This window comes from Burkholderia sp. 8Y, from assembly GCF_902506145.1.
GTDB lineage: Bacteria > Pseudomonadota > Gammaproteobacteria > Burkholderiales > Burkholderiaceae > Caballeronia.
Genome location: NZ_LR733520.1, coordinates 2138532 through 2151425, shown reverse-complemented (window position 1 = coordinate 2151425; position 12894 = coordinate 2138532). Strand labels below are relative to the sequence as shown.

Here is a 12894-nt window from a genome sequence, read left to right as displayed (position 1 = left end):
GTCGGCATTAGCCGTTCGATTGTTTCCTACGCGCGGCCCATTTCAGGGAAAATGTCGGTGCGTCGTCCGACAGCGGCATGGCGCGTCAAGAATTCGGCCACTAAGGATGCAGTTGAACTTCCAATACGCCAGCGCAAGCTCAACCCAATTGATAAGCGTATCGCTCGTTGTCTACCGGCCGCATCGGCAGCTTCTCGCACGCACGCTGAATACGCTCGATAACGCGCTGAATCGACTGATCCCCGCTGATCTCGGCGTGACTGCACCGCTATACCTCATAAACAACGGAACGGAAGATGAGTTGGACGCGGCCGGGCTTTACGGAGAGGCTGCGCTCCGAAGCAACATCATCCAAGGACAAGGCAACGTCGGCTACGGCCGAGGCCATAATCTGGCCATCGAGCGCACGTCGAGCCGATACCATCTGATCCTGAACCCTGACATCGAACTGGACGACGACGCACTCACTCACGCGCTCGCCTTTATGGACGCGCACCCGGAAGTCGGCTTGCTTTCCCCGTTCATCCTGGAAGACGACGGCAGCCAACAATTCCTCTGCCGCCGCTATCCCACGGTCTTCGACCTCTTCATCCGCGGCTTCCTCCCGCGAAGCCTGAGGAAGCCATTCAAAGCGCGACTATCAAGATACGAAATGCGGGACGCAATCGGCGAGAAAGACATCGTTTGGGACCCGCCCATCGTCAGCGGCTGCTTCATGCTGTTCCGCACGGAAGTCCTGAAAAAGCTCGGCGGTTTTGATCCGCGCTATTTCCTCTATTTCGAGGACTACGACCTGAGCCTGCGCACGCACGACGTAGCGCGCGTGGCCTACGTGCCGTCCGTGCGCGTGCTGCATCACGGCGGCGACGCAGCCGGCAAGGGCTGGACGCACATCAAACTCTTCATCGCGTCGGCGTACAAGTTCTTCAACCGCTTCGGCTGGAAGTGGTTATGAGCGGGCGCATCGCGGTCACAGGAGCCAACGGCTTCGTCGGGCGCGCGGTGACGCGGGCCCTGATCGATGCGGGCAAGGAGCCGGTGGGTATCGTCCGGCAGAAAGCGGGCGCGCATACCGTGCAGGTTCCCTCGCTCGATGCCATCACGCCCGCCGTCTTCCAAGGCTGCGACGCGGTGATCCATCTCGCCGCGCGCGTGCACGTCATGCGCGACGCCGCCGCCGATCCGCTCGCCGCCTTTCGCGCGGTGAACGTCGACGGCGCGCTGGCAACGGCCGAAGCCGCTCGTCGCGCCGGCGCGACGCGTTTCGTGTTCGTAAGCAGCATCAAGGCGCTCGCGGAGTTCGACCACGGCGAGCCGCTCAAGGAGACCGACGAGCGCCATCCGCCGGACGCTTATGGCGTCTCGAAGGCGGAAGCCGAAGTCAGGCTTCAGGAGTTCGGCGCGCGTAAGGGACTGGAAATCGTGATCGCGCGTCCCCCGCTCGTCTACGGTCCAGAGGTGCGCGCCAATTTTCTCGCGCTGATGCAGGCCATCGCGAAGGGCGTACCGCTGCCCATCGGTGCGGTGACGGCGCGCAGGAGCCTCGTCTATGTCGATAACCTCGCGAGCGCGCTCGTCGAATGCGCGTCCCATCCGCACGCGGCAAACCAGATGTTTCACGTCACGGACGCTGAGGACCCCGGCGTTGCCGAACTCGCTCGCCGGCTCGGACAACATCTGAAGCGGCCCGCGCGCCTTCTACCCGTGCCGGTGAGCATTTTGCAAACGGCGGGGCGGCTCACGGGCAAGTCCGCGCAGGTCGAGCGATTGACGGGCAGTTTGCGAGTCGATTCGACGCATATCCGCGGTGTGCTAGGCTGGCGCCCCCCGTACTCGCTGGACGCGGGTCTCGCCGCCACCGCACAGTGGTTTCTCCAGCAACGTGCGGCAGAAGAACGCTAATTCAGCGGTCGATCGTGACTGATTAACGTCCGGTAACAATCGATAAGTGCCAGTAACACGCGGGTCAGCGCGAAACCGGCATCATCGGCGCTAGCTTACAAAACATACACAAGGCCAATCGGGAAATGAGTGCCTCGTTGTTTCCTCTCCTCGTGCATTCGCCGTGGACAGCAGCCGCTTGGGTCGCGGCCGCGTCGCTCTTCGCGTGCGCGTTGATCCTTCTCACACTGCTGCGCACCGGCCTGGCGTGGCGGCTTGCGACTGACGTTCCGAACGACCGTTCGCTGCACACGCGTCCTACGCCGCGTGTGGGCGGCTGGGGCATCGTTCCAATCACCGTCGTCGCGATGCTGCTCCTCGCGCCGTCGATGTGGCTTGCCGCGCTGCTCGCCGCAGCGCTCGCTGCCGTGTCGCAGATCGACGACCGTCGCGGCCTGCCTGCGCGCGTCCGTTTCGGCGCGCATGTCGTCGCGGTTGCGTTGCTGATCGCGTTGAACCCGGCTCCCGTGCCGTGGTTGGCGCTGATTGCGGTCGGTTTCCTGATGGTCTGGCTCGTCAATCTTTACAACTTCATGGACGGTTCGGACGGGCTCGCGGGCGGCATGGCACTCTTCGGCTTCGGCGGCTACGCGGTCGCGGCGCTGTCCGGCCCGGTGCCGCAAATCGATTTGGGGATAGTGAGCACGGCCATCGCAGGCGCGGCGGCCGGATTTCTTGTCTTCAACTTCCATCCGGCACGAATATTTCTAGGCGATTCAGGGTCGATTCCTCTAGGATTTCTCGCAGGGGCTCTGGGTTACTGGGGCTGGCTCAAGGGCACGTGGCCGGTCTGGTTTCCGGCACTCGTGTTCGCGCCGTTTATCGCGGATGCAACCGTCACCCTGCTGCGGCGGCTCGCGCGGGGCCAGAAGTTCTGGCAGGCGCATCGCGAGCACTACTATCAGCGCATGGTGCGGCTCGGCGCCGGCCACGCCCGTACAGCCCTCGCGTGGTATGCGTTGATGCTCGCGGGCGTCGTTCTGGCCAACTGGGCACTGGCGCTTTCGCCGGTCGCGCAGTGGGGCGCGGTGGCGGCCTGGGCTATCGTTTTCGTCGTCGCGGGACTCGCAGTCGATACATGCTGGCGGCGCCACGCGGCGCTTCAATCCGAACAATCTCGAGGTAGTCGCGGATGATTCGATTCAAGGCTTCATGGCTCTCCGCAGGCGCCTTCACGTTCGACCTTTGCGCGGTCGCAGGCACCTGGCTGGCCGCCTATCTGATCCGCTTCAACGGTACGATGCCGCACGACTTCCGGCACGGCGCGATTGTTGCGCTGGCGTGGGTGCTGCCCGTGTACGGCGTCATGTTCCGCGTCTTCGGGCTGTATCGCGGCATGTGGGTATTCGCGAGCCTGCCTGATCTGATGCGCATCTCGAAATCGGTCGCGGCGGGCGCGCTCGTCGTAATGATCGGCGCGGTGATGACCCAGCCCACGCCGGTCATCCCGCGCTCCGTGCTGATCGTCGCGCCGTTGTTCCTGTTCCTCGCGATGGGCGGCGCGCGGGCGCTGTATCGCGCGGGCAAGGAGTTCTATCTGTACGGCGGCCTCGTCGGGCAAGGCAAGCCGGTGATCGTGCTCGGCGCGGGCACGGCCGGCGCCATGCTGGCGCGCGAACTGGCGCGGTCGTCGGAATGGCGTCTCGTCGGCCTGCTCGACGACGATCCCGCCAAGCAAGGCCGCGAAGTGCTCGGCCACAGGGTGCTCGGCTCGTTCAGCGACCTGTCGAAGTTCGCGGAGCAGTACAAAACCGACTACGCGATCATTGCGATTCCGTCGTCCTCCGTCGACGAACAGCGGCGCGTGGCGACGCTCTGCGTGCGCGCGGGCGTCAAGGTGATGGTGCTGCCCGCGCTCAACCAGTTGACTCAAGGCGAGGGCGGTTTCCTCTCGCGCGTGCGCCAGATCGACCTCGAAGACCTGCTTGGCCGCGAGCCTGTGAAAATCGACATGCCGCACGTCGAGCAACTGCTGCACGGGCGCGTCGTGATGGTGACGGGCGCGGGCGGTTCAATCGGTTCGGAACTGTGCCGGCAGATCCTGCGCTTCTCGCCGGCGCAACTGGTCGCCTACGATCTGAGCGAATACGCGATGTATCGCCTGATCGAAGAACTTCGCGAGAAGTTTCCGGACTTTTCCGTGGTGCCCGTTGTCGGAGATGCGAAAGATTCGCTGCTGCTGGACCAGACGATGGCGCGTTTCACGCCGCACATCGTGTTTCATGCGGCCGCCTACAAGCACGTGCCGCTCATGGAAGAGCAGAACGCGTGGCAGGCCGTGCGCAACAATGTGCTCGGCACGCTGCGCGTCGCGCGCGCGGCGATCCGTCATGACGTGCGGCATTTCGTGCTGATTTCCACCGACAAGGCCGTCAACCCGACCAACGTGATGGGCGCGAGCAAGCGCCTCGCCGAGATGACGTGTCAGGCGTTGCAGCAGACCGCGCCGCGCACGCAGTTCGAGACCGTACGCTTCGGCAACGTGCTCGGCAGCGCGGGCAGCGTGATCCCGAAGTTTCAGCAGCAGATTGCGAAGGGCGGCCCCGTCACGGTGACGCATCCGGAAATCACGCGCTTTTTCATGACGATCCCCGAAGCCGCGCAGCTCGTCTTACAGGCATCGAGTATGGGGCGCGGCGGCGAGATTTTCATTCTCGACATGGGCCAGCCGGTACGCATCGTCGATCTGGCGCGCGATCTGATCCGCCTCTACGGCTTTAGCGAGGGGCAGATTCGCATCGTGTTCACAGGGCTGCGTCCGGGCGAAAAGCTCTACGAAGAACTGCTTGCGGACGACGAAACCACCACGCGCACGCCACATCCGAAACTGCGTATCGCGCAGGCGAGGGGCGTGTCGGACGGGTTCATCGACGAACTCCTGCCGTGGCTCATGCAGCATCGCGTGTTGTTGGACGACGAAGTGCGCCGCGACCTGCGTCGTTGGGTGCCGGAATATCAGACCACGATGGCGCCCGTGCTGCAAAGCGTGACCGTCGCCAAAGTCGTGAACGAGCGGGGTGCGGCGGGCTGATGCGTTCATGCCGCGTCAGTCGCGCATGACGCCGCGCCCCGGTGCGACGTCGCTTCGGCTGAACGCGAAGAAGGTCTGCGCGCCCGCGTTCTGACTCTCGCAGGGCGGGCATCGCACGGTTCGATGTCTGCTGCGCATGCCCGCAATCGGTATCTTGTCTACGCCGTCTGCCCGCAACAAGCACAAACTCGGCGCGGCAGGCAATCCGCTTTATCGCAGCCACGCAAGCCGTCGCAGCGGGGACACTGCGCATCGCGCCCGTGTTAAGCAATCAGACACCTCGCTGCCGACACCTATCGCTGCGCTCGCGGGCGCTTGCATTCCACGAACAGCGAGCCGTCACTAGTCACGCTCGGCAGCCACTCCCGAAGACGAACCACCCACGGAAGGCTCCGCCTGAAACGCCGGCAACCGCGCATACACCTCCGCGACCCAATCGATAAACACGCGCACGCGCCGCGGCTGATGCCGGTTCGCCGCGTACAGCACCGACACCACGCGCGGATGCGCCGGATACTCCGTCAGCACGCGACGCAGTGCGCCGCTTCTCAGATGCGGATCCAGCGTATAACTCGAACTCTGAATGAGCCCAAGCCCCGACAGACCGCACTCGATATACGAATCGGCATCATTCACGGCGATCTTGTATTTGAGCGCGACGGCGCGCGTTTCGCCGTCCACGAGGAACTCCCAGTTGCGCACGCGTCCCGATTTGTTGAGCACATAGCCCACGGCGAGATGGCGTTCCAGGTCGTCGAGCGTTCGCGGCTCGCCGTATCGCTCGATATAACCCGGCGACGCGCACGTGATCTGCGTATAAGTGCCGATGCGCTTCGCCACGAGCCCGACATCGCCAATCGCGCCCACGCGCACGACGCAATCCACCGCATCTTCGACCAGATCGACTTGCCGGTCCGTGAGCATCAGTTCGATGCCGATATCCGGATAAGCCGCGAAGAACTCCGGCAGCGCGGGGATGATGGTGCTCTTCGCCATCACTTGCGGCAGGCTCACCTTGACGTTGCCCTTGGGACTCAGCTTCGAATGCGAGAGGGAAGCCTCCATATCTTCGACTTCGCCGAGCACGCGCACGCATCGCTCGTAATAGGCTTCGCCGTCTTCGGTGATGCTGATGCTGCGCGTCGTGCGATTGAGCAGGCGCGCGCCGAGGTGCGCTTCGAGCGCCTGGAGCGTTCTCGACACGCTCGCGGGCGGAAGGCGCAGCGCGTCGGCGGCCTTCGAAAAACTGCCCGCCTCGACGACGCGCGCGAACACTTTCATTGCAAGGAAGCGGTCCATGCCCGAGATCCCGAAAACGTGGAAATATGAGCCTGCAATCAAGCGAGGATCATACTTGGGATCGCTTCCCGCTCGCCACGAAGGGCCGCGCCGGGCGCCGCGTCAGAGGCCGAGCCCCTTGCACAGCCACCACGAGTAATGCTCGATCAGCCGCTGAAACGGCGCGTGATGCCCGTAAGCAATCGACGACACCGCGAGCAGCCCAACGCCCGCCACGACGGCGCGCGGCATCTTGCGCGGCTGCTCGAACACGCGCACGAGCAGCATCGTCGCGATGGCCGCGCCGAGCAGCCAGCCGACGACGACTTCACTCGGCGTATGCGCGTCCTGAATGATGCGGCTCGCGCCGATCAGCGCCGCGAGCCCGAGACCGCCCGCCGCGCCCAGCCGATACCACCATCCGCCGAGGCTGCCCGCAAGCAGTCCGCCCGCGACCGTGTAGATGGAGGCGGCGAGCATGGTGTGTCCGCTGATCATGCGGAAATTCACCGCCGACAATTCCAGTCCGCAGCCCGCATACAGAATCTTCGAGAGCCCGACGAGGCCCATGCCGAGCGCGAGCAGCACGGCCCAGCGCACGGCGAGGCGCATGTCCACCGAGCGAAGCCAGAGCGCGCAGACCAATGCGAGCGGCAGCAAGAGCGCCGCATCCCCGAGATTGGAAAAAATCCACAGTACCCTTTCTTGCATACGTATCCGTTTTAGGTATCCGTCGATATGACGATGTGGTTATGAACTGTCCGCCTGCTTTCTGCGGCCAGCGAGCCGATATTCGGTCGGCGAAATCGACAGCCGCTTGCGGAAGATCTTCGCGAGGCCGTCGCCGCTGCCCGCGCCGCAGCGCCGCGCAATCTTGTCCACCGGCAGGTCGGTCGCGGCGAGCAGCATGCAGCTTGCATCCAGACGCGCACGCAACAAGTATTCCGACGGCGTCAGCCCGATCTGCGCCTTGAAGCGCCGCAGGAAATTGCGCTCGCTCATCGCGGCGACGCGCGCCGCATCCGTGATGGAAATCGGCTTGACGTAGTTCTCGCGGATCCAGCGCGCGGCGGCGTCGATCTTCTGACGCACGCCCACGCTGTCGGTGTCGTCGAGCACCGTGGCGAGCTTTTGCCACGCGCCTGGAATAGAACGTTCCGACACTTCACGCGCGACGGCCGCGCCGTAATCGCGCTTGACCATCGAAAGCGCCGCGGCGATCGGGCCTTTGGGATCGTCGAGCGAGAGCGTCTGCTCGGCGATGCAAAGCGCGTTCGATAACGCCGGCGAGAGCGCCGACGACAACGCCTGCGCGCCCGGCTCCTCGCCGAAATCGAGCGAGCGGTTCTGCAGCGTGAGATTCGCCGCCGCGAGAATATGCGCGCCTTCGCCGATGGCCTTGATGAACGGAACCTTCGGCGCGACGCGGCCCAACTGCTTCCTCAAGAGCGCGTCGTGACGCGCCTGCCGCGCACCCGCGCCGCCCGCGATGAAAAGCGCGTCGCACTCGTTCATCCAGCGCGTTTCGATGCTTTCGGTCCAGATACGCATGGAGCAGCTGCTGGCGACGCTGCCTCCTTCACTTGACACGAACTGCAGCGAATAGTTCGGCGTTCGCGCGGCGAATGCGTGCGGCCCGCCACGTTCGGCACCGGCAGACGGCAGGCGCACCTGATTCGCGAGCGAAAAGACCTCGGAAATCGAACTGACCTCGACGAGCGAAAAATCCTCGAAGATCAGAATGCCGATCCGCTTTGCCGTGTCGGCGGACGGCGCTTCACGTTCGGGCGAGCGCACCGCTTGCAGCCCGCCCGTACCATTGGCGTACACCATCGACTTTCTCCCTTTTTCCCTTTCATCCCCTTTGTTCGCGAAAGAACGTCGAAAGCGGGAAAAGTAAGCACACATGCGACGCACTATACGCGGCGCCCAACAGTCGCCACGCCGCGAGTCTGAAAATGACGATGTGTTGGCAGATGATTTCGATATCGCGGGAATAAGCTGACGCAACTCGTGTCGTCTGATGAAATCGGACGACTGCGACCACACGAAAAGGCGGGCGCGCTCACACGGCGCCGCGCCGCCTCGTACAACAAATCTAACCAGGTGAGCCGATGCTAAAAGTGCGCAAGGCGGTATTTCCGGTGGCGGGCCTCGGCACGCGATTCCTTCCCGCGACCAAGGCGAGCCCGAAGGAAATGCTTCCGGTGGTGGACAAGCCACTGATTCAATACGCGGTCGAAGAGGCCATGGCCGCGGGTATCACGGAGATGATCTTCGTGACGGGGCGCAGCAAGCGCGCAATCGAAGATCACTTCGACAAATCGTATGAGATCGAAGCCGAACTCGAAGCGCGCGGCAAGGCAAAGCTGCTCGAACTCGTGCGCGGCATTCTGCCGAGTCACGTGACCTGCATGTACGTGCGTCAGGCCGAAGCCCTCGGTCTGGGCCACGCGGTGCTGTGCGCGGAAAAGCTCGTCGGCGACGAGCCGTTCGCCGTGGTGCTCGCCGACGACCTGCTCGACGGCCAGCCGCCCGTGCTCGCGCAGATGGTCGACGTGTTCGATCACTATCATTCGTCGGTGATCGGCGTCGAAGAGATCGACCGCAAGGATTCGCGCTCGTACGGCGTGATCGAAGGCAAGCCGTGGGACGATGGTCTGTTCAAGCTCTCGCGCGTGGTCGAGAAGCCGGACCCGGAAGTCGCGCCTTCGAATTTCGGCGTGGTCGGCCGCTATGTGCTGATGCCGCGCATCTTCGAATTCCTGCGCTCGCAAAAGCCCGGCGCGGGCGGTGAAATTCAGTTGACCGATGGAATCGAGACGCTGCTTTCGCAAGAGCAAGTGCTGGCGTATCGGTATCGCGGCAAGCGGTTCGATTGCGGCAGCAAGCTCGGCTATCTGAAGGCCACCGTCGAGTTCGCTCTGCGGCATCCCGAAGTGCGCGACGACTTCGCGGATTACCTGCGCGCGCAATTCGCGCCGGCGCCGGCTCCGGTGATCGAGCAACCTGTCGATCTGGAATCGGGCGATGCGGAAGACGCGCTTCCGGTCGATGCCTAAGTTGTGTTGAGTCCGCTTCGAGGCGCTCGTCGCGCCTCGAAGCGGCAAGCGGTTGCCGCGCGCTTAGCGAAAATACGCCTTCGTATTTTCATGCACGTCCTCGCGCGCCAGCAGTTCATCCGCGAGTAACCACTCGTAGCCGCTATGCTGATCGAATCGTCCGATCGGCACCGAACCGCTCAGACTCATCGCGTAAGCCAGCACGATGTAATGGGTGCCAAACCCCGGCGTTCCCGCGAAATTGTCGTCGTAGCGATGCTCGAACACGCCATAGAAGCGCGCCGACGATCGCTCCGCACTCGCGACACCCAACTCGTTATGCACGATGCGCCTGAACGCCGCATCGAGCGATTCATCCTTCGCGATCCGTCCGCCCGGAACGAACCACGTGTCCTGCGCCGGCCGGTTACGCCGCTGCCCGACGAGAATGCGCCGGTTGCCGTCGGTCACGATCAGATCGATCGAAACGAGCGGCGCAAGCCGGACCACTGTCATGAAATCCGCTTCGCTCAACATCGCCATTGCGTTGGTCATTTGCTTTAATCGTTATGAATGTTGTTGCCGGTCCCCGCTGAACCCTGTCAGCCCGGCGCGATCAGTGTAGCGTGAGGGTGCATGCGGCAGGCCGCCGCAGCACTGGTGTTATACGACTAAAGATCGCTTAGTCGTGCCATCGACTTATTGGCCCGCTTATTGGCCCACATAGCCCGCTGGTTTCGTGACGTTCTGGCGCATGACATCGGCGTTGGCGGAGACGACGTAGACCGGCGCTTCGCTCAGCGTGAGCGCCACGCGGCCGTCGCGATACGGCATCGTCGATGCGTTGCCCATCATGTCGAATACCGTCACCGTTCCCGACTTTCCCGCTGCATCCACGGCGAGGCTGTAGTTCACCGCATGCGCCGCGTCGAAGCCGTTCGCGCCCGGCCATGACGCGTTGCTATGCGTCCAGAGCGCCGTGACTACCTTGCCGCCATTGAGCCGCTGAAACGCATACGCATAGACGCCCTTGGGCGTGCCGTTGACGTAACCGAGCGTCGTCGTGCCGTCGATGATGCGCGTCATCGCGGCCACGGCCATCGCGGCGGGCTTCGGGCTGATGTCCTTCTGACCGTATCCACCTTCTGCGTTGACGAGATCGAAGAACACGCCGTAGCCCACTTCGGGCGGATCGGCGGTATAGAAGACGAAGCTCACGTCCGCGCCTTCGCCGAGCAGCATCAGATGCGTGCGCGCGACCACCGCGCCTTGCGCATACAGCACGTTCCAGTTCGGCGTATTCGGCCCGTACTTGCTGCCGATGTCGTAGCTCACGCCCGTCTCCGTGACCAAGAGCTTCGCGCCCGGCTTCACGACATCGCTCATCGTGCGGCGCAGCTCGCGCATCGCGGCGGGCATCGCCTTGGCGGCTGTGGCCGGATTCGCGTCGAAGCGTTCCGGCGGATGCGACGGCGACGTGCCCACGTCGTAATAGCCATGCGCGCTCACGCCATCCAGATACTTGCCGATGCCAAGCGGCGCGAGACGCTTGAGCCACGCCGCATTCGACGCGAGGTTCGAGAGCGTGAGCCCCATCACCACCGCGTTGGGATCGCCTGCATGGATGGCCTCGTGCGTGGCTTTGTACATCGCGACGAGACTGGCGTCCGAATCGCGCCACGGCAAGCCGCCTTCATAGTCCGGCTCCCACGTCACCTGATAGTAGTTGTGCGTCTGTCGCGGGAACCACCGCTTGCGTACCGCATTCGATTCTTCGCCGACGCGCTTCATGTAGTCGCGGTACGCATCGAGCGATACGGGCGCGTAGCTGTGCGTGGGCGTCTTCGTCGGGCTCGCCCATGCGGGGATGCCGTCGAGCTGAATGAGGCGCAGGAGATCGCCGGGCTTGAAGAAGGGCGCGAGATTGTCCTTCGCTGCGTCGAAGGTGTTCGGCGCTTTCTCTTCGGTCATGTACCAGTTGCGGTTGTCGTTGACCCACGCGAGGCCCAGGTCCGGATACAGCGGACGGTAGCCGTCGCCCGAGCAGCATGCTTCGCCCGGCTTCAGATACGCCGCGCCCTGGCCGCCGAACCGATGCGCGTCCGGATGCGCGAACGTCACGGCGGGCAATGCGGACGACACATCGGGCAACACGCCGAACGTCGCGATGCCGGCGGGCCGCGTGCCGCGCATCGGCAACGCGCGCTTCCCCGATTCGAGCGATGCGCTCACCGCGAAGTAGCCCGCCGCTTGCGACTTGCACGTGAGCGTGACCGTCGCGGGTTTCGCATCGACGGCGAAGCGGCCGCTCGCTTTCACCGTGTTCCACGCGTCGCGGATCTGCCAGTCGACGGTATCGGCGGATGTGGCGCGCGTCGTGATCGCGATGCGCAGCGGCGCGTTCAGCGCGAACATGCGAGTGCCGTCGCTGCCGGGCGTGTCGGCCTCGATCATGGCGGCGTTCGCAGTCGTGCTCGCCGTCGCGCTAACAGGCGATGCGGGCGGCTCGCAGCGAAGCGCGGGCGTATCGGACGCCGTGCGCTGAACGGCGAGCGCAGGCAGCTCGCGTGGCGAGGCTTCGTCGGAGGTCGCCTTGTCGCAGCCGGTGATCGTGAGGAGGGCGGCGCTCGCTATCGTCAGGCGGCGCACGCGCGGGTATCGGTTCATCGTACGACCGTTCGAGTAATGGAAGAGGGCGGATCACGCCGCCCGTGATGTGAACAACGATCGCTTCCGCGCGCACGCAGGACCGTGCGCGTCCGCACGCGGGGATGGCCTTCGTCGGATGAATGCAGGACGTGCCGCGTCCATCTGTCCGATTCGCTGGCGGCTCACATATCAGAAGTGAAACAGGACGCGCCGCCGAGGCGATCGCTGCGGAGTACTGCCCTTTCCGCCGATTTCGGAAAACCTGACCGATCATTTCTTAAGCGGCTGCCAACTTCTCGCTGCGTTTCGCGAACGACCTTATCCGTCCGACAAACTGACTGCTTTCACCCGACAATTACTGCACCTCGCGTGATCGTGCGCCGTTTAATTCTTTTGCCGTGCGACGCCGCAAACGGCTAGCGCGTGGCGGAAATGTCCGGTCCGCGAGGCCCCGCCTGCGCGCCGCTTTGGGGCGAACGGCGTCTATTGCGCCGCAGCATGAAAGCGCATTGGCACGCGCTGGATTATGTCGGTTAATAATTAATCGCCGTGCATTTTAACGAGTGATCGCTTTTTATTTTCGTAGCCTTATTCAAAACATGATTGGATTAATCGCGGCGTTAAACCGGCATTAAATGCGTTGCCCGATAAGCGCAGAGTAAATGTTCGGGACTCGCAGCACATAAACCTAGATTTGCCGATTCTGGCGATACATCGGCGGCTTGTCATCTCATCTGATGTTTCACCGATGTATCAGTTTAGTCAGCCGGCTCTCGCGCGCCGATAGACCGCAAACCCGCGCAGGGCCGTCCAGCGAGGCTTTCCGGGGAGGTCGGTGTCCCATCGCACAGAACCGTATTTACACTGCATCAAAGAATCGTGTAACCGTTTGTATGACGAATCGGCAATTCTTTTCCGATCCGCTTTGAAGAGAGCGGTCATCTGGATTCGAGC

Annotated in this window: 10 protein-coding genes; 5 read left to right on the top strand and 5 right to left on the bottom strand. The window is 63.5% G+C overall.

Annotation, left to right across the window (positions count from 1 at the left end):
* Positions 1 to 106 precede the first annotated feature (106 nt).
* The 4 genes from GV035_RS20645 (at position 107) to GV035_RS20630 (ending at position 4972) form a co-directional block, all read left to right on the top strand.
* On the top strand, positions 107 to 955 hold the full coding sequence (locus GV035_RS20645) for a glycosyltransferase family 2 protein (protein WP_159836813.1): 849 nt from the start codon (positions 107 to 109) through the stop codon (positions 953 to 955).
* Complete coding sequence (locus GV035_RS20640) at positions 952 to 1902, top strand: UDP-glucose 4-epimerase family protein (protein ID WP_159836812.1); 951 nt, start codon at positions 952 to 954, stop codon at positions 1900 to 1902. Before GV035_RS20645 ends, GV035_RS20640 begins: the two co-directional genes overlap by 4 nt.
* A gap of 125 nt (positions 1903 to 2027) precedes the next feature.
* Positions 2028 to 3077, top strand: coding sequence for an MraY family glycosyltransferase (locus tag GV035_RS20635; protein WP_159836811.1), 1050 nt, complete (start codon positions 2028 to 2030; stop codon positions 3075 to 3077).
* A complete protein-coding gene (locus GV035_RS20630; protein ID WP_159836810.1) occupies positions 3074 to 4972 on the top strand; it encodes a polysaccharide biosynthesis protein in 1899 nt (632 codons plus the stop codon). Before GV035_RS20635 ends, GV035_RS20630 begins: the two co-directional genes overlap by 4 nt.
* Before the next feature lie 342 nt (positions 4973 to 5314).
* On the opposite strand, the gene GV035_RS20625 is transcribed toward GV035_RS20630, so the two are convergent.
* The 3 genes from GV035_RS20625 to GV035_RS20615 all read right to left on the bottom strand — a co-directional run bounded on the left by GV035_RS20625 (position 5315) and on the right by GV035_RS20615 (position 8083).
* Positions 5315 to 6271, bottom strand: a complete 957-nt coding sequence (locus GV035_RS20625; RefSeq protein ID WP_159836809.1) for a LysR family transcriptional regulator — start codon at positions 6269 to 6271, stop codon at positions 5315 to 5317.
* A 102-nt stretch (positions 6272 to 6373) separates the two neighbouring features.
* Entirely contained in the window at positions 6374 to 6961 is a 588-nt protein-coding gene (locus GV035_RS20620; RefSeq protein ID WP_159836808.1) for a phosphatase PAP2 family protein, read from the bottom strand.
* Positions 6962 to 7000: 39 nt separating this feature from the next.
* Positions 7001 to 8083, bottom strand: coding sequence for a GlxA family transcriptional regulator (locus GV035_RS20615; protein WP_159836807.1), 1083 nt, complete (start codon positions 8081 to 8083; stop codon positions 7001 to 7003).
* A gap of 281 nt (positions 8084 to 8364) precedes the next feature.
* Between GV035_RS20615 and galU the strand changes: the two genes are divergently transcribed.
* Positions 8365 to 9312, top strand: a complete 948-nt coding sequence (gene galU / locus GV035_RS20610) for a UTP--glucose-1-phosphate uridylyltransferase GalU (RefSeq protein ID WP_159836806.1) — start codon at positions 8365 to 8367, stop codon at positions 9310 to 9312.
* A gap of 63 nt (positions 9313 to 9375) precedes the next feature.
* On the opposite strand, the gene GV035_RS20605 is transcribed toward galU, so the two are convergent.
* Positions 9376 to 9828: a GDP-mannose mannosyl hydrolase gene (locus tag GV035_RS20605; RefSeq protein ID WP_159838115.1), complete on the bottom strand. Its 453-nt coding sequence runs from the start codon at positions 9826 to 9828 to the stop codon at positions 9376 to 9378.
* A 174-nt stretch (positions 9829 to 10002) separates the two neighbouring features.
* On the bottom strand, positions 10003 to 11958 hold the full coding sequence (locus tag GV035_RS20600) for a hypothetical protein (protein WP_236572675.1): 1956 nt from the start codon (positions 11956 to 11958) through the stop codon (positions 10003 to 10005).
* Positions 11959 to 12894: the final 936 nt, after the last annotated feature.